The sequence below is a fragment of the Streptomyces actinomycinicus genome, assembly GCF_016741775.1.
In the GTDB taxonomy this organism is placed as follows: domain Bacteria; phylum Actinomycetota; class Actinomycetes; order Streptomycetales; family Streptomycetaceae; genus Streptomyces; species Streptomyces actinomycinicus.
In genome coordinates this window covers 147,153-169,671 of the sequence record NZ_JAERRK010000002.1, presented here as the reverse complement: position 1 = coordinate 169,671, position 22,519 = coordinate 147,153, and the positions used below count along the sequence as shown (strand labels likewise).

The window sequence follows — 22,519 nt, the reverse complement described above, 5'->3', positions numbered from 1 at the left end:
ACCGCGCGAGCAGCCACGACGGGCGCGCGGGCTGCGTGGGGGGTCAGGATGGGCACGTGGGTGGTGGTGGGTTGACACACCCTGGCTGTCGGCCCAACCCAACGGAGTGAGCTGGCGCACACCTGCCGTAGAGTTGAGGCCGGTCGATACCTGACCGCGGCAGATCGGAAGGGCAGCAGGCGTGACCGTCGACGACACGGGCTCCGGCGCGGGCGGGGACGGCCGGGTGGATCCCCACGCTCCCGACAATGGCGAGGACCCGCTGGCCCTGCGGCTCGAACAGCTCATCCTGGGCGCCGAGCGCCGCTACACACCGTTCCAGGCCGCTCGAAGCGCCGGCGTCTCCATGGAGCTGGCGTCCAGGTTCTGGCGGGCCATGGGCTTCGCCGACATCGGGCAGGCCAAGGCACTCACCGAGGCCGACGTGCTGGCCCTGCGGCGGCTCGCCGGCCTGGTGGAGGCGGGCCTGCTGAGCGAGGCCATGGCGGTGCAGGTGGCCCGGTCGACCGGGCAGACCACCGCCCGGTTGGCCGAGTGGCAGATCGACTCCTTCCTGGAGGGCCTGACCGAGCCGCCGGAGCCGGGGATGACCCGGACCGAGGTGACGTACCCGATCGTCGAGCTGCTCCTGCCCGAGCTGGAGGAGTTCCTGGTCTACGTCTGGCGCCGCCAGCTCGCCGCCTCGGCCGGGCGGGTCGTGCAGACCGGTGACGACGAGGAGATGGTCGACCGGCGGCTGGCCGTCGGCTTCGCCGACCTCGTCGGGTTCACGCGGCTGACCCGCCGGATGGAGGAGGAGGAGCTGGGCGAGCTGGTCGAGGCCTTCGAGACCACCGCTGCCGACCTGGTGGCGGCCCGCGGCGGCCGGCTCATCAAGACCCTCGGCGACGAGGTGCTGTACGCGGCGGACGACGCCGGTGTCGCCGCGGACATCGCGCTGCGGCTCGTGGAGACGCTGTCGAACGACGAGACGATGCCCGAGCTGCGCGTGGGCATGGCGTTCGGCACGGTGACCACCCGCATGGGCGATGTGTTCGGTACGACGGTGAACCTGGCCTCCCGGCTGACGTCCATAGCGCCCCGGGACGCGGTGCTGGTGGACAGCGCCTTCGCCGAGGAGCTGATCCGCTCCGGCGAGGCGCCCGCCTCGGAGGCGGAGGCGGCCGAGGCCGCGGCCGCCGCCGAGAAGGAGGGCGAGGAGCCGCCGACGTACCGCTTCGCGCTCCAGCCGATGTGGCAGCGTCCGGTCCGTGGGCTCGGCGTGGTCGAGCCCTGGCTGCTCGCGCGCCGCGACGAACGCGCCTGACGGCTACTCCCCCGGACTGCCCGACAGGTCTATGCACAGGCTGATCACCGGCAGGCACAGCCCGCCCGGACCGGGCTCCTCCGGGTCGTCACCCTGCGGCGCGGTCGGCGTCGGGGTGGGAGCAGGTGGCGCCGTGGCCGGGCGCGAGGCCGACGCCGTCGGGGTGGGCCGGGGCGTGCTGCCGGGAGTGTCCGGGGCGCCGGTCGGGATGGTGGAGGGCACGGTGGTGTCGTCGGGCGGTGCCGCCGTGGCCGTCCGCGGGGCCGGGGAGCCGGCGGGCGTCGGTGCGAGGCTCCGGCCGCCCATGGCCGAGGTCGCCGAGGGCAGTGCGGTGGGTGCGGCGGCGACGGTGGCCGCGGTGTTCGCCGAACGGCCCGTGGCCGGGCCGCCGTCCGGATCGAGCCGGGGCTCGGCCTCCGCGGTGCCCGGCGCGCCGACCCCCGCCTCCGGGGCGACCCGCACCAGGCTGAGCACCCCGGCGGCGACCGCGAGACCGCCCGCGGCGAGCAGGAGCCCGCGGGGGCGGGGCTTGCGGTGGCGTCCGCGTCGTACCCCCAACGTCCCGCCCGGCTCGGGTTCCTGTTCCGCTCCGGACTGAGCAGGTATCGGTGTCATGGGTTCCCTCCCCGCCGCGCGCCCGGGCGCGCCGTGGCGGAGCGCACGCTATGCGCTGCTGTGGGCGGTGTGGGGGGAGACGGCCGGGATGTCACTCGAACGGGTGTAGCCCCCCGGACTTCACGAGATCGGGTGCGGCTGCGATGATCGGGCCGACAGTCAGTTAACCCGCGTTAACCGGAGGGCGTCATGAGCGAGGAGCGGTTCGGGGAGTTCGTGCTGGTGCGGCGGCACGGGCACGTCGTCGAGCTGGTGCTGGACCGGCCCAAGGCCATGAACGCCGTCTCGACGGAGATGGCGCGCTCCCTCGCGGGTGCGTGCGCCGCACTCGCCGCCGACCGGGACGCCCGTGTAGTCGTCCTGACCTCCTCGCACGAACGGGCGTTCTGCGTGGGTGCGGACCTGAAGGAGCGGAACTCCTTCACGGACGCGGATCTCGTACGGCAGCGGCCGGTGGCGCGGGCGGCCTACAGCGGGGTGCTGGAGCTGCCGATGCCGACGATCGCCGCGGTGCACGGGTTCGCGCTGGGCGGCGGTTTCGAGCTGGCGCTCTCCTGCGACCTGATCGTGGCCGACGGCACGGCCGTGGTGGGCCTGCCCGAGGTGTCCGTGGGAGTGATCCCGGGCGGTGGCGGTACGCAGCTGCTGCCGCGGCGGGTCGGTGCCGCGCGCGCGGCCGAGCTGATCTTCTCGGCGCGGCGGGTGCAGGCGGCCGAGGCGGCCGGGCTCGGGCTGGTGGACCGGTTGGTCGAGGACGGGCAGGACCGGGACGAGGCGCTGGCCCTGGGTGCGCGGATCGCCGCGAACTCGCCGGTCGGCCTGCGGGCCGCCAAGCGGGCGCTGCGTCTCGGGCACGGGCTCGACCTGCGGGCCGGCCTGGACGTGGAGGACGCGGCATGGCGTTCGGTGGCGTTCTCGGGGGACCGGGCCGAGGGTGTGGCCGCCTTCAACGAGAAGCGCCCGCCGCAGTGGCCGGGGGAGTGAGGCGCCCCCGCTCCCGCACGTCCACCTGATCGCCGCACCGATGTCCCGAAACGCCCCATTCCTCCCTAACCTGGAGTAATGGGTGAGGACAAGCGGCTGGCCGCCGTCGTGACGCTGGCGCAGGGAATGGCGGCTGCTCACACCCCGCGGGAGTCGTGGCAGGCCGCCGCCCTCGGCGCCTGCCGCGCACTGGACGGCAGCTTCGCCGCACTGTCGGTGTGGGAGCGGCAGCTGGGCCGGCTGCGCGTCCTCGTGAACGTGGGGGAACGGGCCCCGGACGAGGAGGAGTTCCCGGAGTCCGAGGCCTACCCGGTGCACCAGTTCCCGGAGATCACCGAGTTCCTGCACGAGCGGTGGGCCGGTGGCGGTGGCCCCAACGCCTGGGTGGAGACCGCCGAGGGCGATGCCGCAGGGACTCCCGGTTACTTCCATCAGCGGGTCGCCGCCCTGCGCCGCCGGCGCCGCGGCTGCTGTGTCGTCGCCCCGGTCGTGCTGCACGGCAGGGCCTGGGGTGAGCTGTACGTGGCCCGTGCGGCCGGCGAGCCCCTGTTCGGACGGGCGGACGCCGACTTCGCCACCGTCCTCGCCGCCGTCGTCGCCGCGGGCATCGCCCAGACCGAGCGGCTGGAGGAGGCCCGCCGGCTCGCGTTCACGGACGCCCTGACCGGTCTCGCCAACCGCCGCGCCGTGGACGTGCATCTGGAGGAGGCCGTCGAGCGGCACCGTGAGGAGGGCGCCGTCGTCACACTCGTGGTCTGTGACCTCAACGGGCTCAAGCGGGTCAACGACACCCTCGGGCACGCCGTCGGCGACCGTCTGCTCGAACGCTTCGGCTCGGTGCTCTCGCTGTGCGGCGCGATGGTGCCGGGGGCGCTGGCCGCGCGGCTCGGCGGGGACGAGTTCTGCCTGGTCGCGGTCGGGGAGCCCGCCGACGACGTGGTGAAGGCGGCGGACGAACTCTGCCGTCGAGCCGCCGAGTTGGAACTGGGGGAGGGGGTGGCGTGCGGGGTCGCCTCGACCGAGGATCCCATCGGGGAGGTGCGGGACGCCCGGCGGCTGTTCCGGCTCGCGGACGCCGCCCAGTACCGTGCCAAGGCCCTGCGTGCGCAGCGGCCGGTGGTGGCGGGCCGGGAGGGGCCGGATGATCCGGTCGTACGGCTGGCCGACGAGGCGCCGCCCTCGCGGGCCGAACGGCGCCGGTTCCGCGGGCGCCGGCCGTGAGGCGAAGCCCACATCCCGGGGTAAGGGTCACCCCCGCTCCCCACTAGTGACATCGCCGCATTCAATGCGTACGCTCCTGAATATGGATATGCACACTGTGGTGGTGGGGACGTCCGGTGTCACGGCGTCCGACGTTCTCGCCGTGGCGCGCGGCGGTGCCCGCATCGAGCTGTCGGCGGAGGCGGTGGCGGCCCTCGCGGCGGCCCGGGAGATCGTGGACGCGCTGGCGGCCAAGCCGGACCCGGTCTACGGCGTCTCCACGGGCTTCGGTGCCCTGGCGACCCGGCACATCAGCCAGGAACTGCGCGCCCAGCTGCAGCGCAACATCGTCCGCTCGCATGCCGCCGGCATGGGGCCGCGGGTGGAGCGCGAGGTCGTACGGGCCCTGATGTTCCTGCGGCTCAAGACCGTCTGCTCGGGACACACCGGTGTGCGGCCCGAGGTCGCGCAGACCATGGCCGACGTGCTCAACGCCGGTATCACCCCGGTCGTGCACGAGTACGGCTCCCTCGGCTGCTCCGGCGACCTGGCCCCGCTCTCCCACTGCGCCCTCGCCCTGATGGGAGAGGGGGACGCGGAGGGCCCCGACGGGCGGATCCGGCCCGCCGGCGAGCTGCTCGCCGAGCACGGGATCGCCCCCGTCGAGCTGCGGGAGAAGGAGGGCCTCGCCCTTCTCAACGGCACCGACGGCATGCTCGGCATGCTGGTGATGGCCCTCGCCGACCTCGACACCCTCTACAAGTCCGCCGACGTCACCGCCGCCCTCAGCCTGGAGGCGCTGCTCGGCACCGACAAGGTCCTCGCGCCCGAGCTGCACGCCATCCGGCCGCACCCGGGACAGGGTGCCTCGGCCGCCAACATGCTGGCCGTCCTCCAGGGCTCGGAACTCACCGGGCACCACCAGGACGACGCGCCCCGCGTCCAGGACGCCTACTCCGTGCGCTGCGCCCCGCAGGTCGCCGGTGCCGGACGCGACACCATCGCGCACGCCCGCCTGGTCGCCGAGCGGGAACTCGCCTCCGCCGTGGACAACCCCGTGGTGCTGCCCGACGGCCGCGTGGAGTCCAACGGCAACTTCCACGGCGCTCCCGTGGCCTACGTCCTGGACTTCCTCGCCGTCGCCGCCGCCGACCTCGGCTCCATCGCCGAGCGGCGCACCGACCGGCTGCTGGACAAGAACCGCAGCCACGGGCTGCCGCCGTTCCTCGCCGACGACGCCGGTGTCGACTCCGGGCTGATGATCGCCCAGTACACGCAGGCCGCCCTGGTCAGCGAGATGAAGCGGCTGGCCGTACCGGCCTCGGCCGACTCCATCCCGTCCTCCGCCATGCAGGAGGACCACGTGTCCATGGGCTGGTCGGCCGCGCGCAAGCTGCGCACCGCCGTCGACAACCTCACCCGGATCGTCGCCATCGAGCTGTACGCGGCCACCCGCGCCATCGAGCTGCGCGAGGGCCTGACCCCGGCACCCGCCTCACGGGCCGTCATCGAGGCCGTGCGGGCCGCCGGTGTGCAGGGTCCCGGCCCGGACCGGTTCCTGGCGCCCGACCTGGCCGCCGCCGACGCCTTCGTGCGCGGCGGAGAACTGGTCGCGGCCGTGGAGAAGGTCACCGGCCCGCTCCGGTGACCGCGAGGGGCCCCCGGCAGGCGGGGGCCCGCTCCGGACAACGTCAAGGGCCCGGCAGGCGGGGCCCGCTCCGCCGAACGCGAAGGGACCCCGGCAGATGGCCGGGGCCCCGAACGTCGCTTCGGTGCCTTGCTTCAGCGCGTCACTTCAGCTTCGCGGCCTGCGCCTTCACGACCGGCGCGGAGACCGTGTAGGGCTTCTTCGTCATCATCGCGCCGATGTTGATCGTGGTGTAGGTGGCGAGGGTGTTCCCGTGCCGTACCACCTCGGCGTGCAGCGGCAGGGCGCCGTCCTTGCCCGCGTCGTTGGTCGCGGTGAACGCCACCGACTCGTCACCGGTGCCCGAGGACTTCTCCTCGCCGACCTTGGTGAACCGGCCCTTCTCGCCGTCCTGCTCGCCGGAGAAGCCGTCCGAGCAGGACTTGACCGCGTCGGAGACCGACTTCAGCGCCTGCTCGGCGCCGTCGCCGTCGTACGAGGCCAGGGTGACCACGGTGACGTCCAGGTTCATGGACTCGTTGAGCGAGTCCTCGAACTTACCGTCCGCCAGGTCGTCCAGGGACGTGGCGTCGTCGGTGGGGGCCTTCTTGTCCTGCGTGGCCATGCGGCTGGTGTTGGCCGCCGGGTCGCCGGGCGCGATGCCGGTCAGCGCCTTCACGATCGGGTCGCACTCGGCCTTGTCCGACTTGACCTTGCTCTCGGCCGGGATGCCGCCCTCGACGGGACCCACCTTGTAGCCCGGCACATCGTTCTTGGCGATGATCCGCTTCGCCAACTCCGCGGCGCTCAGCGCCTTCGCGGCGGGCTTGTCCGACGTGGAACCGGAGCCTTCCGACCCCTTGTCGCCGCAACCCGTGATGAGGGCGAGCGACAGAGCGCCCACAGCTGCAGTGGCGCACAGCCGCACGCCCGATGATCTCTTCATGAGCGAACTATGTGCGGGCTGTCAAACATTCGTCAAGAAGAATTAAAAGCCCAGACGTTCCCGGCGGACCGAATACATGACGAAACCGGCACCCACGGCGAGGAAAAGGCTGCCGCCGACGACGTACGGCGTGGTGTCGGGGCTTCCCGTGTCGGCCAGTTCGGTGTCCTCGGCGGACTCCTCGCCGGACTCCGTGGTGGCCGCCGTCACCGCTCTGGCCTGCGTGACCTGCACCGGGGCGTCCTTGACCGCCGCCTCTCTCCCCGGGGCGTCCTGCGAGGCGTTCGCGGACGGGACGAACCACAGCGCGCACAGGAGGGTGCCCGCGGCGGTGGCGGTCAGCAGCGGACGGCGAGCGGATGACACGGAATATCGATCCCCTTGTGACGCTGGCGAATTGGCCGTGTGGAGCGATGTTAGTGAAAGTCGCGGGTCACAGGAAAGTCACGGGAGGTTTCGGCCGTACGCTCCCGCCATGACCACTGAAGAGACATCACGTTTTGTCCGGCTTCGCCTGGAGTTGGTGCTGGAGGTGCAGGACGAGGACACGCTGACCAAGGCCGCGGTGCGCCGGCTTGCCGCGGACGCCGAGCTGCCGGAGGAGGAGCGGACCCAGGCAGAGAGCGCTGTGACGGAAGACACCGCGGAGGCCCTGGCGTACCTGGTGGACCCGTTCGACCTGGTCAGCGAGGTGCCCGGGGTGGAGCTGCAGCAGGCGTCCTGGTCCAGCGAGCGGATCGACTACGACCCTGATTCGCCCGACTGGGACCTGGACGAGGATGATGGCCAGGACGACGAAGAGGACGGCATCGGCTGAGCGTCCCGGGGAACTCCCTGACCCCGGACGGCAACCGCCGTCCGGGGTTTCGTCGTCCCAGGGGGCGCACGGACCACTCACGCACCACCCGTCCCGCGGACGTGGTGTGCCCCACAGACGAGTGTGGAACGGAACCGAGCGGCCATACCGTTGAAGGTTCTTACGGGGGACACTCGGGGTTTTTCGCGACTCGGCAACGATGGAGAAGCTTGTGATGACGGACAGTAAGCGGCGCAAGGGTCTGTTGGCCGCGTCCGCTCTGCTCGGCGGTGTGCTGGTGCTCACGGCGTGTTCGGGCGGCGACGACGACGCCTCCGGAAGCGGCAGCGGCGACTCCTCGCAGGCCCAGTCCGACGCGGCAGCCGCCAAGAAGTCCTCCGAGGCGCTGATCAAGATCACGCCCAAGGACGGCTCCGACAACGCCTCGATCAACAACTCCGCGGCCGTCACGGTGACCAAGGGGAAGCTCACCGCCGTCACGATGACCACCCAGGACGGCAAGACCGTCCCCGGTCAGCTGTCCGCCGACAAGACGAGCTGGAAGCCCGGCACGCAGCTGGAGCGCTCCACCACCTACAAGCTCGCCGCCGAGGCCAAGGACTCCGAGGGCCGCATAGCCCACGAGAACGCCTCCTTCACCACGGTCTCCCCGGCCAACAGCTTCATCGGCACCTTCACCCCCGACGACGGCTCCACGGTCGGCGTGGGCATGCCGGTGTCGATCAACTTCGACAAGGCGATCAGCAACAAGGCGGCCGTGCAGAAGGGCATCACGGTCACCTCCAGCAGCGGCCAGGAGGTCGCCTGCCACTGGTTCAACGCCAACCGCATGGACTGCCGTCCGGAGGAGTACTGGAAGGAAGGCTCCACCGTCACCCTGAAGCTGTCGCTCGACGGTGTCCAGGGCGCGAGCGGCGTCTACGGCGTCCAGCAGAAGACGGTGACCTTCCACATCGGCCGCAACCAGGTCACGTACGTCGACGCGCAGACCAAGCAGATGAAGATCACGCAGGACGGCAAGGTCGTCAAGACCATCCCGATCTCCGCCGGCTCTCCCGACAACAAGACGTACGAGGGCCAGATGGTGATCTCCGAGAAGTTCAAGCAGACCCGCATGAACGGTGCGACGGTCGGCTTCACCGACGACGACGGCAAGGGCGAGTACGACATCAAGGACGTGCCGCACGCCATGCGTCTGACCACCTCAGGCACCTTCATCCACGGCAACTACTGGGGCGCCCCCTCGGTGTTCGGCAACGTCAACACCAGCCACGGCTGTGTCGGCCTGCAGGACAAGAAGGGCGCGAACGACGCGGGTACGCCGGCCGCCTGGTTCTACGACCACACGCTGATCGGTGACGTCGTGGTCGTCCAGCACACCGGCGACAAGACGGTCTCGCCGGACAACGGCCTCAACGGCTGGAACCTGGACTGGGCGCAGTGGAAGGCCGGTTCGGCCGTCTGACGCCCCTCGAAACTCCTCGCCGGTGCCGCCCCCAGGGGCGGCACCGGTGTTTCCGGCCCCGGCCGCGGGCTTCTCATGCTGCTCTTATGCCGGCCTTAGGGTGTCATCAGGGTCCGTCCCTAGCTTGCGGGCCATGTTCTTCACCTACCTGAGGCGCGAACTGCGCCGCCGCAGAAAGGCGGCCCTCGTCGTCGCCTCCGGACTCGCGCTGGGCATCGCGCTGGTCATCGTGGTCAACTCCGTGTCCAACGGCATGGGGAAGGCCCAGGACGAGGTCCTCCAGTCGCTGTACGGGCTGGGTACGGACATGACGGTCACCAAGGCGGCCACGCCGGCCGCGAGCAGCTCCCAGTGGCCGCGCTTCCAGTTCGACGCGCGGAACGACGGTGACGACTCCGAGCAGAGCAGCGACCGGGTCATGGTGCAGGGCTTCACCACCCTGGCCTCCTCCACCGTCACCGAGGTCGGGGACCAGAAGGGCGTCGCGCAGGCCGCCGGCGGGCTGAGCCTCAACGTGGTCAAGGTCAGCGGCCGGTTCACCCGGGGCCGGCTCCAGCAGAACGGCGGCGCAGGCGCCGGCGGGTACCAGCGGGGCGGCGGCACCGGCCAGCCGCAGGGCGAGGTCGGCGGCGGCGGCGCCGACTTCGACATCAACCAGTACTCGGTCTACGGCACCGACGTCACCCGCACCGGCCTCGGCCCGCTGACCTCCTCCGAGATCACCAGCGGCCGTGGCTTCCGGACCACCGAGACGAACGCCAGGGTGGCCGTGGCCGACTCGGCGTACGCCAAGGAGAAGAAGTACAGGACCGGCTCCACCGTCACGGTCAAGGGCACCGAGTTCACGGTGATCGGCATCGCCACAGCGACCAGCGGCGACCCGGCGGCCGACCTGTACATCCCGCTGAAGCGGGCGCAGACCCTGGCCGGCCAGAAGAACAAGGTCACCACGATCTACGTCAAGGCGACCGACTCCCAGCAGATCGGCACCGTCAAGAGCGCCATCCAGAAGAACGTCTCGGGCACGACGGTCACCACCTCCTCCGACCTGGCCAAGTCGGTCTCCGGCTCCCTCTCCACCGCCTCCTCCCTCGCCACCAGGGTCGGCACGTGGCTGTCCGTCGCGGTGCTGGTGGCCGCGTTCCTGGTGGCGGGCCTCCTCACCTCCTCCGCGGTGTCCCGCCGCGTCCGTGAGTTCGGCACGCTCAAGGCGCTGGGCTGGAAGTCGGGCCGGGTCACCCGGCAGGTGGTCGGCGAGGCCGTCGTCAACGGCCTGGTCGGCGGCGCCCTCGGTATCGCGCTCGGCCTGGCCGGGGCGTACGCGGTGACCGCGATCAGCCCGAGCCTGGAGGCCCAGCTGGGCGGCGGCACGGGCGGCGGCCCCGGCGGGGGCCCCGGCACCGGCGGCCCCGGCGGTGGCGGCTTCGGCGGACCGGGCCGTCAGGCGGCGAAGACCCTCGAAGTGGCCCTCACCGCCCCGGTGAGCGTCACCACGATCGTCCTGGCGGTGGGCCTGGCAGTGGCGGGCGGCCTGATCGCGGGCGGGTTCGGCGGCTGGCGGGCGTCCCGCCTGCGCCCGGCGGACGCCCTGCGACGGGTGGAGTAGCGGTCACCCGCCGAGCAACCATCCCGAACCCTTCCCGGAGTCACCATGTACGAACTGAGAAACGTCACCAAGCGCTACACGCGAGGCAAGGACACCGTCCACGCCCTCGACGGCATAGACCTGACCATCGGCGAAGGCGACCGCCTGGTCATCCAAGGCCCCACGGGCGGCGGGAAATCCACCCTCCTGCAGATGCTCGGCGGCCTCGACCACCCCACCTCCGGCGAGGTGTCCCTGGACGGCACCGACCTGGCCCGGCTCACCGAGGCCCGGCTGACCAAAATCCGCAGCGAGAACATCGGCTTCGTCTTCCAGTCCTTCAACCTGATTCCGACGCTCACCGCCCAGGAGAACGTGGAAACCGCCCTCGTCCCCCTGGGCATCAAGGTCAGGGAACGCCGCGAACTGGCCGCCGAGGCACTGGAGTCCGTCGGCCTCGGAGAACGCCTCGCCCATCTCCCCTCGGAAATGTCCGGGGGCCAGCAGCAGCGCGTCGCCATCGCCCGGGCCGTGGTGAAGAAGCCCAAGGTGCTGCTGGCCGACGAGCCGACCGGCAACCTGGACGAGGGCATGCGGGACGAGATCATGGACGTGCTCGAACGCCTGTGGAAGGAACACGGGCTGACCTTCATCATGGTCACCCACGACTCCGCACTCGCGAAGAAGGCCCCGCGGCTGGCCACGCTGCGCAAGGGCAGGATCACGGTGACGGAGAACACCGGCGCCTGACGGCGCACAACGCCGCCTGAACAAAGGGAACTTCCCGGTTCTGTAACGGCGTATCGGCCAGCGCGTAACAGTTTTCGGACGCGCTTTCACACCGTCCTCTCATCTATTGAGCCGTCTGATCACCCCCCGGCATACTTCGTGATCCGGGGGGTTGACGTGCGTACGTACGGGACTGCCCCCGGCCGGGTGAACGGGGAATTCGCCCGGTACTCCGTCTCCAGGGGGAGAACTTGCGCAGACAAGTGAAAAGTGCAGCTGCGGCGACCGTGGCAACGGCCGCAGCGGTCGCCCTCGCAGCGGGTATGACCAGCCCCGCGTCGGCGAAGCCCGCGGGCGCTTCGGCGCCTGCCGCCACCTTCACCGCCAAGCACCACGTCACCCTGATCACCGGCGACCGCGTCGCCCTCGACGCCAAGGGCCGGATCGTCGGCCTGCAGCGGGCCGAAGGACGCGAGCACATACCCGTCCAGGTCCGCAAGGCCGCCGGGCACACGCTGGTCATCCCCGCCGACGCGGCCCGCCTGGTCGCCTCCGGCACACTGGACCAGCGCCTGTTCGACATCACCGAGCTGAACAAGGCCGCCACCCGCAAGGCCCAGAAGAACGGCCTGAAGGTCATCGTCGGCTACCGCGGCGCCGCCACGGCCGCCAAGGCCGACGTCCGCGACGCCGGCACCCTGCGCCGCAGCCTGAAGGCGCTCAACGCGGACGCCGTGCAGACCCCCGTCAAGGACACCGCCGGGCTGTGGGACGCGGTCACCAACGGCGACCGGACCGCCTCCGGCATCGCCCACGTCTGGCTCGACGGCGTCCGCAAGGCCTCGCTCGACAAGTCCGTGCCGCAGATCGGCGCCCCCACCGCCTGGAAGGCCGGCTACACCGGCAAGGGCGTGAAGGTCGCCGTCCTGGACACCGGCGTGGACACCTCGCACCCGGACCTCAAGTCCCAGGTGACCGAGTCCAAGAACTTCACCACCGCCACCGACGCCAAGGACCACTTCGGCCACGGCACGCACGTCGCCTCCATCGTGGCGGGCACCGGCGCCAAGTCGGGCGGCAAGTACAAGGGCGTGGCCCCCGACGCCGAGATCCTCAACGGCAAGGTCCTGGACGACACCGGCTCCGGTGACGACTCCGGCATCCTCGCCGGCATGGAGTGGGCGGTCTCCCAGGGTGCCTCCGTCATCAACCTGAGCCTCGGCGGCTACGACACCCCCGAGATCGACCCGCTCGAGGCCGAGGTCAACAAGCTCTCCGCCGAGAAGGGCGTGCTGTTCGCGATCGCCGCGGGCAACGACGGCCCCCAGTCGATCGGTTCGCCGGGCAGCGCGGACGCCGCGCTCACCGTCGGCGCCGTCGACAAGAAGGACGTCCTCGCGGACTTCTCCTCCACCGGCCCGCGCGTCGGAGACGGCGCCATCAAGCCGGACGTCACCGCCCCCGGCGTGGACATCACCGCCGCCGCGGCCAAGGGCAGCGTCATCGACGAGGAGGTAGGCGAGAAGCCCGAGGGCTACCTGACCATCTCCGGCACCTCGATGGCCACCCCGCACGTCGCGGGCGCCGCCGCCATCCTCAAGCAGGAGCACCCCGACTGGGGCTACTCCGAGCTGAAGGGCGCCCTGACCGGCTCCGCCAAGGGCGGCAAGTACACGCCCTTCGAGCAGGGCTCGGGCCGCATCCAGGTGGACAAGGCCATCAAGCAGTCGATCGTCGCCGAACCGGTCTCGGTGAGCTTCGGCGTGCAGCAGTGGCCGCACACCGACGACAAGCCGGCCACCAAGAAGCTGACCTACCGCAACCTCGGCGACAAGGACGTCACGCTCAAGCTGGCCTCCACCGCCACCAACCCCAAGGGCGCGGCCGCCCCGTCCGGCTTCTTCAAGCTGGCGAGCACGAGCGTGACCGTCCCGGCGCACGGCAAGGCCTCGGTCGGCTTCACCGTCAACACCAAGCTGGGCGGCACCGTCGACGGCGCCTACTCCGCGTACGTCACGGCGACGGGCGGCGGCCAGACGGTCCGCACGGGCGCCGCGGTGCAGCGCGAGGTGGAGTCGTACGACCTCACCCTGAAGTTCATCGGCCGTGACGGCAAGCCGGCCCCGTACTACGGCGCCGACCTCAGCGGCGTGGCCGGCCTCGCCAACGGCGTCTGGCTGAACCCGTACGACAAGTCCGGCACGGTGAAGGTGCGCGCGCCCAAGGGCACGTACATCCTCAACACGGCCATCTACGGCGACCCGCAGGACGCCTCCAAGGGCATCGACTGGATCGCGCAGCCGAAGCTGACCGTCGGCAAGAAGCAGACGCTCACCATCGACGCGCGCAAGGCCAAGCCGGTGGACATCACCGTTCCCGCCACGGGCGTGAAGTCCCAGTTCGCCTCGCCGGAGTACGACGTCACGATCGGCGACGGCCAGTACGGCTACGGCTGGTTCCTGGACACGTACAAGAACTTCCGCACCGCCCACCTCGGCCCGCAGCTGCCCGCCGGGACGCTGCGCCAGCAGTGGGACGGCCACTGGACCAAGGGTGCGCACGAGGAGTACGCCGTCACCGCGGGCGGCGCGGTCAAGCGGCTCGCCACCGGCTACACCAAGCACTACAAGGCCGGTGACCTCGCCACGGTGAAGGCCCGGATGGGTGCGGCGGCGAGCGGCAAGAAGGGCTCCGTCTCCGCGGTCGGCTGGCTGCCCGGCAGCTCCGGCGCCTCCTCCATCAGCGTGCCGCAGAGCCTGCCCGGCACCCGCACCCTGCACCTGTCCGCCCAGGGCGGCGTCAGCTGGGGGCTGGAGTTCGAGCAGGACGCCGGGGTGGACCAGGACGGCTTCCCGGTCGCCGACGCCGGCTACGACCTCGGCCAGTTCACCTTCAAGGCCGGCAAGAGCTACACCAAGACGGTCAACACCGCGGTGTTCGGCCCGCACGTCAGCAAGGACCTCGGGCTCTTCCGCGACGGCAACGAGATCTTCGGTGCGCTGCCGCTGGTCGCGGACTCCGGCAGGCACGCCGGTTACTCGGACTACACCTCGGTGACCACCACCCTGTACCGCAACGGCACCAAGGTCGGTTCCAACGACGACCCGCTGTTCGGCGAGAAGACCTTCAAGGTGCCGACCGGTGACGCGGCGTACAAGCTGACCACCTCGGTCAAGCGGTCCTCGAAGGTGTCGGAGGCCTCGACGCGGATCGACGCGGCCTGGACCTTCCGTTCCAAGAAGCCGTCGCACGACTTCGCCCAGCTGCCCGCCTCCGCCCTGCACTTCGGCGCGACGACCGGCCTGGACAGCCGGGTCGAGGCCGGCAAGAAGGTCACCTTCCCGGTCACCGTGGAGGGCTCCGCCGCGGGCGGCAACCTGAAGTCCCTCGCCGTCTACGTCTCCTACGACGGCAAGAACTTCAAGAAGGCCGACGTCCGGGGCGGCAAGATCACCGTGAAGAACCCGGCGAAGGACAAGGCGATCTCGTTCCGCGCCAAGATCACCGACAAGAAGGGCAACACGTCGGAGATCACGATCTACAACGCCTACTTCGGCAAGTGAGCCGCGGCAGACGTGAGGCGCCGCCGCACAAGGCGTAGCGCTCGTTGACGAGGGGCACACCGGAGGAAAACCTCGGGTGTGCCCCTTGTCGCGTCACCGCTCGTCCTTGCCACGCCGCACTCGAGGCGGCACGCGTTCACCGTGTCAGGCAGACCTTGAAACGACACCGTTCACCGCGTCACCGCGCGGGCCGCGTCCGTGCCCCAGCTGGCCAGCAGGCGCAGCGAGTCCGCCGACGGGGAGCCGGGTTCGGCGTGGTAGGTGATCAGGGACTGATCGGTGCCGTCCGTCAGCCGGAAGCTCTCGAAGTTGAGGGCCAGATCGCCCACCAGGGGGTGGTGCAGCCGCTTGACGCCGTGACTCTTCTCCTTGACGTCGTGCGTGGCCCACAGCCGCCGGAACTCCTCGCTCTTGACGGACAGTTCGCCCACCAGAGCCGACAGCCGCGGATCGTCCGGATAGCAGCCCGCATCCATGCGCAGTGCGCACACGATGTCGATCGCCTTCTGCTCCCAGTCGACGAACAGCTCCCGGTACTCGGGCTTCAGGAACACCAGCCGGGCCCAGTTCCGCTCGGCGGGCGGCAGCTGCTCCCAGTCGCCGAACAGAGCCGCGGCCATCCGGTTCCACGCGAGGATCTCCGAACGCCGGCCGACGATGTACGCCGGTACGCCGTCCAGCGAGTCCAGCAGCTGTCGCAGCACCGCACGCACCTGCTGCTGCCGTGCCGCCGGCTTCTTCTTGTGCGCCTTCGGCTTCGCCAGATGGCTGAGGTGGGCGTGCTCGGCGTCCGTCAGCCGCAGCGCCCGGGCGATCGAGTCCAGCACCTCCGCCGAGACGTTCCGTCCGTTGCCCTGCTCGAGGCGGGTGTAGTAGGCGACCGACACCCCCGCCAGCTGCGCCAGCTCCTCCCGGCGCAGCCCCGGCACCCGGCGGTGCCGTCCGAAGTCGGGCAGCCCCACGTCCTCCGGCTTCAGCCGGGCCCGCCGGCTGCGCAGGAACTCGCTCAGCTCCGCCCGCCGGTCCAGGGGCCGCCCGGCGCGGGCCGCTGTCTCCGGCTGCGCGTCCCTGCTGTCCATGCCGTCCAGTATTCCTGTTCGTACGCCTCGGCACGCCCGGGAGCCTGTCCCCGCCGGTGGTAGGCACAGCGGTCGTACGCAAACCCGGTGACTGGGTGGTGGGCCCGGATCGGATGCAGGCTGGAGAAGTGCCCGGTCGGAAGGCAACCGGACGCGTCACCCCCCATGAGGAGAACCCGGCATGACCACTGTTGCTGCTTACGCCGCGCCCGCCCCGAAGGCCCCGCTGGAGCGGACCACCATCGAGCGGCGCCCGGTCGGTGAATTCGACGTCCTCATCGACATCAAGTTCGCCGGTATCTGCCACTCCGACATCCACCAGGCCCAGGACGGCTGGGCCCCCGGCATCTTCCCGATGGTCCCCGGCCACGAGATCGCAGGCGTCGTCGCCGAGGTCGGCTCCGGCGTGACCGGTTTCGCCGTCGGCGACCGGGTGGGCGTCGGCTGCATGGTCGACTCCTGCCGCGAGTGCGACGACTGCAAGGCCGGCCTGGAGCAGTACTGCACCGGCGGCGGCCCCGTCTGGACCTACAACGCGATCGGCAAGGACGGCGAGCCTACGTACGGGGGCTACTCGGAGAAGGTCGTCGTCGACGAGAACTACGTCGTCCGGATCCCCGAGGGCCTGTCACTGGACGTGGCCGCGCCGCTGCTCTGCGCGGGCATCACCACGTACTCGCCCCTGAAGCACTGGAACGCCGGCCCCGGCAAGAAGGTCGCCGTCGTCGGCCTGGGCGGTCTCGGTCACATGGGCGTCAAGATCGCCCATGCGCTCGGCGCCGAGGTCACCGTGCTGTCCCAGTCCCTGCGCAAGAAGGACGACGGCCTGCGGCTGGGTGCCGACCACTACTACGCCACCGGCGACCCGAACACCTTCGAGGAGCTGGCCGGCACGTTCGACATCATCCTGAACACCGTCTCGGCACCGCTCGACTTCTCCGCGTACCTGTCCCTGCTGCGCACGGACGGCACCATGGTGAACGTCGGCCTCCCCGAGGAGCCGGTCCAGATCGTCCTGCAGTCGCTGTTCGGCAAGCGCCGCAGCCTCAGCACCTCCGGCATCGGCGGCATCGCCGAGACCCAGGAGATGCTGGACTTCTGCGCCGCGCACGGCCTGGGCGCGGAGATCGAAGTGATCCGCGCCGACCAGATCAACGAGGCGTACGAGCGGGTGCAGGCCAGCGACGTCCGCTACCGGTTCGTGATCGACACGGCCACGATCTGACCCGGCCGGCGGGGCGCGGCCGGGCCCGGTCTACCCGGCGGGGAACTCTTCTCCGGCTCCGTAGGCCCGCACGACCACGCCCCCGTCCGCGTCCCCGCCGGGCCGTACGAGGTGCACCCGGCCGGCCCCCGCCACCCGGGCCCTGCCGTCGGCCACGGTGAGCAGGGTGTCCTCGTCCACGGCGACCCCGTACGGAACCTCCCCGCGCCCCACCGCCGCGACCAGCCGGGCCAGCGTCCCCCACTGGGCCGCGTGCACATCCACGGCGAACGGCACCAGCCCGAGCCCGTCCCGCACCGCGACCTCGTCGAGGTCCTCCCCGGTCTCCTCCGGGCACACCGGCACCCCGTCCACCAGCCACCCGCCGACGACGGCGCGCCGCGCGGCGACGGCGGCACCGGCCGAGAAACCGGCGTACGGCACCCCGCGCGCGGCCAGCAGTGCCGGGAGCGTCTCCCGGCACCCGGCGAGTGCCTCCTGATAGGCGGGAGTGAGCCCGCCGCACACCAGCAGCCCGTCGATCCCGTCCAGCGCGGTCTCCGGCGCGAACCGCCCATCGAGCGGCACGAGCAACGGCACGGGCACGGACGACGGGTCCACCGAACGCAGCGCCCCCGCGTACCGCTCGAACTGCGCGGCCCCGTCCCCCTCGTCCACGATCAGACACCCGACCCGCCGCTCCCCGCGCACCGCGCTCAGGAACGGCTCGTACACCTCGGCACGGCTCCAACCACCGCCGATCAGGAACGTACGACTGCCCACGCGCTCCCCTTCCCCTCCGTCCACCGAGGCCTGCTGCCTGCTGGCTTCGGTCTTCTGCCGTCTGCCTTCGATCTTCTGCCGTCTGCCTCAGGGCCAGTGGCCGAGGGGCGAATCTATGTGCCGGGCACGGGCGGCGTCGCGTGATTAAGCGGGCGCGGCGGTCAGGACCGGTCGCCGGAGCGGCCCGGCGACCGGGCGGCCAGCACCTGACCCAGCGCCAGCACGCTCAGCCCGAACATCAGGATGCCCAGCGGGACATGGACCGACGGCACGTGCGCGATGCCCAGGACCACCTGCACCGAGGCGAGGACGAGGAAGCCGGACGCGTACAGGATGGGCCGCGGCGAGCCACCGCCCGGCCGCCACGCCAGGATCGCTGCGAGCACGTACAGCATCGAGGCGCCGTACATCACGCGCGCTCCGACGCCGTGCAGCACCTCGCCGTGGGAGGAGGACAGCAGCAGTCCGGCACTGACCGCCTGGAAGAAGATGGCCAGGGTCTGCAGGGCGATCGCGACCTGCACGAACGTGAGGCTGCGCTGTCCTGCCATCGTGTGTGTGGTGGCCATGACGCCGTCCCCTTGTCTGCCTTGCGGCGATGATCGGTACTGTCTCGGTAGTCCGACGACGCAGCCCCGCGGAATGTGAGGCAGAGCGCCGCGCCGGCGCCGAACTTCTCTGCCAGGGAGGTGATTTCGCCGGGACGGTGCGAGCGGAGGCCGCGTCGGGGCGGACGAGCGCGAGCAGGGGGGCGATCAGGGGCATGAGCAGCGGGGCCGAGCGAGAGCATGCGGGGTCCGAGCCGGGACCGGAAGCGCACGGACCGGCGTATGAGGGGTCAGAACCGCGGCCCCACGCGCAGGGAGCGGGGCATGACGGGCCCGGACCACGGCCTGACGCGCACGGGCCGGGGCATGACGGGTCCGGACCACGGCCTGACGCGCACGGGCTGGGGCATGACGGGTCCGGACCACGGCCCGACGCGGGCCGGCCGGGGCGGGACGGGGCTGATCCGCGCCTGCCGGCGGTTCTCGGTGAGCGGCGTCGGCTGGTCAACGTCGCCTACCGGCTGCTCGGTTCGCTGACCGAGGCCGAGGACGCCGTGCAGGAGACCTACGCCCGCTGGTACGCGATGTCGCGGCGACAGCAGGAGGCGATCGAGTCGCCCGGTGCCTGGCTGACGACGGTGGCCGGCCGCGTCTGCCTGGATCTGCTCGGCTCGGCGCGGGTCCGGCGCGAGCGCTACGTCGGCGAGTGGATACCCGAGCCGTTGCCGGACCGTACGGAGTGGATCGGCGGGCAGGACGGCGGCGGCAGACAGGATCCGGCCGACCGGGTCACCCTGGACGAGTCGGTGAACATGGCCTTCCTCGTCGTACTGGAGTCGATGACGCCGGCCGAACGCGTGGCGTTCATCCTGCACGACGTCTTCCGGTACCCCTTCGCCGAGGTCGGCGGGATCCTCGGCCGTACGCCGGCCGCCTGCCGGCAGCTGGCGTCCTCGGCACGCCGGCAGGTTCGCGCGGCACACGTTCCGGCGGTTGCGGCGACCGGGCAGGCGGACGTGGTGCGGCGGTTCAAGGAGGCGTGGGAGAGCCAGGACATCCAGGCCCTGGTCGGGCTCCTGGCCCCCGACGCCACGATGATCGCCGACGGCGGCGGACTCGTCGGTGCCGCCCTGCGTCCGGTCGAGGGCGGCGAGCGCATCGCCCAGTACCTGGCCCACTTCGCCGGCAAGGCCCCTGGGCTGACGCTCCTGGAGCGCACGGTCAACGGCCGGCCCGGCCTGGTCGCCCAGTCCTCCGGCACCACCGTGAACGTAGCGGCGTTCGGCCTCGCCGGCACCCGCATCACCCATATCTGGGCGGTCCGCAACCCGGAGAAACTCCGCCCGTGGAACGAGAGCGGCGCATCCGGGACGGCACGTGCGTGACGCCGGTGGCCGGCCGGGGCCGGGGGTCAGAGGCCGGCTGAGTTCAAGGGGAGCCAGCCGGAGTGCCGCTCACGCAGGAGGTCTCTTTCGGTGGGCGTGGCGAGGACGACGTCCGCGCCACCGTCGTAAGGATGGTGAATACGCCGCAGCTCGGTGTCGGTGACGAACACCTCGACCACCGCCTCGTCGGCGACGGCGCGCAGCAGCGCGTCGACGCACCCGTGCCGCCACGGACGCCGGTCGGCGTAGAGGCGCGTGTGGGTGTGGAAGCCGGGATCGGAGTCGTCCTGCTCCGACTCGGTCCACCAGTGAACGCCCTGCGGGTGCAGTTCCGCCCGTGGGGTCGGATAGCCGGCGGGGCCGTCCGGGGTGAAAGACCAGTCCATGGTCACGACGAACACTTCCCGGCCGGTGAACAGTTCGTCGAGGACCGTGTCGTACCGCTCCAGCACGATCGCGTACTCGTCCTCGGAATCCGGGTAGCGCTTGGAGCCGGGCAGGCTGTGGAACCGCACCCAGCGGTCGGCGTACACGGTGCGGAACCCGTGGGCGACGGGCGGGCCCGACGGCCGTCGGGCCCGCCACAGCGCCGCGAGCCCGGCGGCGGTGTCGAGCCGGCCTGCGGTGTCGAGCTGGGCGGGGGTGTCGAGCCGGGCGGGGGTGACGTCAGCGCTCATCTGTCCGTACTCTCGGTGGGGCCGGGTCGGCGCGTCATCCGTGCAGGTGGGCGAGGGACTCGTCCGCGACGGGATAGGGACGCTCCGGGGGCAGCAGCCGGGTGGCCGATTCGAGGTCACCGCTGCTGACGAGGGTGCGGATCTCGTGGGCGAGCGGGGTCACGTCGCGGATGGACACCGTCCACTCGTCCGCGTACTGCCGTGCGGCCTCACCGGAGAGGCCGAGTTGCAGGGAACGGTACGGCAGGGGCTGCAGGTGCAGGTCCCGCTCGGGGTCCCACTGCACGCGCGTGGGCGCACGTTTCAGCCGGCGCTGCCAGGACGCGCGGTCGGGGTGTACCGCGGGTGCGTAGCTCGACAGGCACGCGTGCCGCAACGCCCACTCGAAGCCGTCACGGCTGATCTCGACGGCCAGGACGGTCTCCTGGCCCTCCTTGGTGCCCCAGCCGCACCGGTACATCATCCACAGGAACGACGGCTTGATCCACGTCATCCTGTCCCGCTTCCAGGAGGAGGGGAAGCGGCCCTCACGGACGGCCGGCCGGCCTATCTCGGGGCGGTAGGCCTGATAGACGGTGATCGTGGATTCCGTATAGGCCGCACGGATCCTGCGCTGCGGTTCTTCCATGACGTACAGCGTGGAGCGGGCCGCTCCGGGCGGCCACCGAATTTCGGGGCCGTTCACTGCGACGGGGAGCGCGGGCCGACGACACTCGGCGCCCGAACGGGACCGCCGCGCTGGTCGATCAGCGTGTGCCGTGCCGGGGCCTCGGCATGGGGTGGTGGGCGAGGCCCCGGTCGGGCGTCATGCCCCGGACGGAGTCCGGTGAGCGCGGGACCGGCGTTCCCGAACCGTCCGGGGGGCCGTGCGGATTTCGGTCAGTCCGTGCCCGCCACCGCGTGTGCCACCGTGTTGCGGACCTGGCAGTAGTAGCCGGCCACATCGCCCCGGTAGCGCCACGGCAGCGCGTTCACATGGCCGTCGACCAGCTTGAACTGCTCCAGCGCCGCCTCGTTGCGGTCCTGCAGGTGGAGGTAGAAGGCCAGCAGGTGGCGCAGCTCCGGCAGGCGCGGGTGGGACGGGTCCGCCGCCGCCACGTCGGCGAGGGCCGCCTCGACCCGGGCCAGCATCTCCGGGGTGTTGTCGGCCGCCGCGTCCTCCGACTCGTCGTGCTCGAAGTGCGCGATGAGCGGCATCGCCGTGAGCAGGCTGCCCAGCGGTGCGTCTGCGGCCGCGCGCTCGGCGAACTCGAAGGCCAGCCGCTCGGATCCGCGCCACTTCGCGCACCAGTACTGCAGCGCCGAGAAGTGCGCCTCGTAGTGGTGCGGGGCCCGGGTGGTGATCTCCGACCACAGCTTGTCCATCTCGGCGTTCGGGTAGCCGAGGCCCAGCGCGACCCAGATCTCCGCGATGTACGGGGTCGGGTCGTCGGGGTTCAGCTCCGCCGCGCGGGCGATCTCGTCGCGGGCGGAGGCCAGCGTGCGGTGGAAGCCGTCGAACTGCTCCCGCGTCGTGTACTGGGCCCCCTTGCCGCCCCGCAGCTCCCAGGCCAGGATCACCGTGCTGCGCGCCCGGACCACGGCCGCGTCCGGGTCACCGGGCCGTGCCGCCTCCCACGCCAGCAGCCACGCGTCCTCCTCGGCCGCGCTCTCGGCCAGCAGGTAGGCGACCGCCGAACGGCGGTCCCAGTCCCGGCCGATCGCGGCGAGCAGCTCGGCGGCCGGCTCCCAGTCGCCGGCACGGGCCGCGGCGACCGCCGCGGACCAGTCCGCCGGCAGCGGAGCCGCGAGGTCGGTGTTCTGCCGCTCGGCGGGCAGCAGCCCGAGCTTTTGGGCGGTCTCGGCGGCCAGCGTGCCGTCGTCGGGGCTCGGCGAGAAGAACTCCTTCAGGAACACCTTGGCGAGCCACAGCACGATGAGCAGCGTGGGCACGGCCAGGACGGCCAGGATCCAGAGCAGTACGGTCATCGGGGTCGGTCCGTTCGTGGGGTGGGTCGGTGGCGGGC

General features: G+C 71.5%; 20 protein-coding genes. 11 read left to right on the top strand and 9 right to left on the bottom strand.

Going from position 1 to position 22,519, the window contains the following annotated elements:
* Positions 1-181 precede the first annotated feature (181 nt).
* Positions 182-1,306, top strand: a complete 1,125-nt coding sequence (locus tag JK359_RS04775) for an adenylate/guanylate cyclase domain-containing protein (protein WP_201831949.1) — start codon at positions 182-184, stop codon at positions 1,304-1,306.
* A gap of 3 nt (positions 1,307-1,309) precedes the next feature.
* Here the strand turns inward: JK359_RS04775 and JK359_RS04770 are convergent, their stop codons facing one another.
* Complete coding sequence (locus JK359_RS04770) at positions 1,310-1,921, bottom strand: hypothetical protein (protein ID WP_236677308.1); 612 nt, start codon at positions 1,919-1,921, stop codon at positions 1,310-1,312.
* Between the two features lie 189 nt (positions 1,922-2,110).
* On the opposite strand from JK359_RS04770, the gene JK359_RS04765 reads away from it, so the two are divergent.
* The 3 genes from JK359_RS04765 (at position 2,111) to hutH (ending at position 5,753) form a co-directional block, all read left to right on the top strand.
* Positions 2,111-2,905 (top strand): enoyl-CoA hydratase/isomerase family protein, encoded by a 795-nt coding sequence (locus JK359_RS04765; RefSeq protein WP_201831948.1) that lies wholly within the window; start codon positions 2,111-2,113, stop codon positions 2,903-2,905.
* Between the two features lie 78 nt (positions 2,906-2,983).
* The gene (locus JK359_RS04760; protein ID WP_201831946.1) at positions 2,984-4,126 is read left to right on the top strand and encodes a GGDEF domain-containing protein; all 1,143 of its coding nucleotides are present in this window, start codon (positions 2,984-2,986) and stop codon (positions 4,124-4,126) included.
* Positions 4,127-4,214: 88 nt separating this feature from the next.
* On the top strand, positions 4,215-5,753 hold the full coding sequence (gene hutH, locus JK359_RS04755) for a histidine ammonia-lyase (protein ID WP_201832753.1): 1,539 nt from the start codon (positions 4,215-4,217) through the stop codon (positions 5,751-5,753).
* A 142-nt stretch (positions 5,754-5,895) separates the two neighbouring features.
* Here the strand turns inward: hutH and JK359_RS04750 are convergent, their stop codons facing one another.
* Together JK359_RS04750 and JK359_RS04745 are read right to left on the bottom strand one after the other, a co-directional pair.
* Positions 5,896-6,678 carry a hypothetical protein gene (locus JK359_RS04750; protein WP_236677307.1) on the bottom strand — a complete coding sequence of 261 codons (783 nt, stop codon included), beginning with the start codon at positions 6,676-6,678 and terminating at the stop codon, positions 5,896-5,898.
* A gap of 42 nt (positions 6,679-6,720) precedes the next feature.
* A complete protein-coding gene (locus JK359_RS04745; protein WP_201831944.1) occupies positions 6,721-7,044 on the bottom strand; it encodes an LAETG motif-containing sortase-dependent surface protein in 324 nt (107 codons plus the stop codon).
* A gap of 109 nt (positions 7,045-7,153) precedes the next feature.
* Here JK359_RS04745 and JK359_RS04740 point away from each other — a divergent pair, with 109 nt between their 5' ends.
* From JK359_RS04740 to JK359_RS04720, 5 genes are all read left to right on the top strand, one after another.
* The gene (locus JK359_RS04740; RefSeq protein WP_201831942.1) at positions 7,154-7,495 is read left to right on the top strand and encodes a hypothetical protein; all 342 of its coding nucleotides are present in this window, start codon (positions 7,154-7,156) and stop codon (positions 7,493-7,495) included.
* A gap of 214 nt (positions 7,496-7,709) precedes the next feature.
* Positions 7,710-8,960: a L,D-transpeptidase gene (locus JK359_RS04735; protein ID WP_201831940.1), complete on the top strand. Its 1,251-nt coding sequence runs from the start codon at positions 7,710-7,712 to the stop codon at positions 8,958-8,960.
* 133 nt (positions 8,961-9,093) lie between these two features.
* A complete protein-coding gene (locus tag JK359_RS04730) occupies positions 9,094-10,566 on the top strand; it encodes an ABC transporter permease (RefSeq protein ID WP_201831933.1) in 1,473 nt (490 codons plus the stop codon).
* Between the two features lie 45 nt (positions 10,567-10,611).
* Entirely contained in the window at positions 10,612-11,295 is a 684-nt protein-coding gene (locus JK359_RS04725) for an ABC transporter ATP-binding protein (RefSeq protein WP_201831932.1), read from the top strand.
* 302 nt (positions 11,296-11,597) lie between these two features.
* Positions 11,598-14,837, top strand: coding sequence for a S8 family peptidase (locus JK359_RS04720; RefSeq protein ID WP_236677306.1), 3,240 nt, complete (start codon positions 11,598-11,600; stop codon positions 14,835-14,837).
* A 170-nt stretch (positions 14,838-15,007) separates the two neighbouring features.
* On the opposite strand, the gene JK359_RS04715 is transcribed toward JK359_RS04720, so the two are convergent.
* On the bottom strand, positions 15,008-15,916 hold the full coding sequence (locus tag JK359_RS04715) for a helix-turn-helix domain-containing protein (RefSeq protein WP_201831930.1): 909 nt from the start codon (positions 15,914-15,916) through the stop codon (positions 15,008-15,010).
* 181 nt (positions 15,917-16,097) lie between these two features.
* Here JK359_RS04715 and JK359_RS04710 point away from each other — a divergent pair, with 181 nt between their 5' ends.
* On the top strand, positions 16,098-17,141 hold the full coding sequence (locus tag JK359_RS04710; protein ID WP_201831929.1) for an NAD(P)-dependent alcohol dehydrogenase: 1,044 nt from the start codon (positions 16,098-16,100) through the stop codon (positions 17,139-17,141).
* 30 nt (positions 17,142-17,171) lie between these two features.
* On the opposite strand, the gene JK359_RS04705 is transcribed toward JK359_RS04710, so the two are convergent.
* Both JK359_RS04705 and JK359_RS04700 read right to left on the bottom strand, forming a co-directional pair.
* Entirely contained in the window at positions 17,172-17,903 is a 732-nt protein-coding gene (locus JK359_RS04705) for a type 1 glutamine amidotransferase family protein (protein ID WP_201831928.1), read from the bottom strand.
* 161 nt (positions 17,904-18,064) lie between these two features.
* Positions 18,065-18,472 carry a hypothetical protein gene (locus JK359_RS04700; protein ID WP_201831926.1) on the bottom strand — a complete coding sequence of 136 codons (408 nt, stop codon included), beginning with the start codon at positions 18,470-18,472 and terminating at the stop codon, positions 18,065-18,067.
* 449 nt (positions 18,473-18,921) lie between these two features.
* Between JK359_RS04700 and sigJ the strand changes: the two genes are divergently transcribed.
* On the top strand, positions 18,922-19,836 hold the full coding sequence (sigJ, locus tag JK359_RS04695) for an RNA polymerase sigma factor SigJ (protein WP_236677363.1): 915 nt from the start codon (positions 18,922-18,924) through the stop codon (positions 19,834-19,836).
* A gap of 26 nt (positions 19,837-19,862) precedes the next feature.
* Here the strand turns inward: sigJ and JK359_RS04690 are convergent, their stop codons facing one another.
* From JK359_RS04690 to JK359_RS04680, 3 genes are all read right to left on the bottom strand, one after another.
* Positions 19,863-20,513: a DUF3885 domain-containing protein gene (locus JK359_RS04690; protein ID WP_236677305.1), complete on the bottom strand. Its 651-nt coding sequence runs from the start codon at positions 20,511-20,513 to the stop codon at positions 19,863-19,865.
* Positions 20,514-20,547: 34 nt separating this feature from the next.
* Positions 20,548-21,141, bottom strand: a complete 594-nt coding sequence (locus JK359_RS04685) for a DUF4291 domain-containing protein (protein WP_201831922.1) — start codon at positions 21,139-21,141, stop codon at positions 20,548-20,550.
* A 251-nt stretch (positions 21,142-21,392) separates the two neighbouring features.
* Positions 21,393-22,481, bottom strand: coding sequence for a hypothetical protein (locus JK359_RS04680; RefSeq protein WP_201831921.1), 1,089 nt, complete (start codon positions 22,479-22,481; stop codon positions 21,393-21,395).
* Positions 22,482-22,519: the final 38 nt, after the last annotated feature.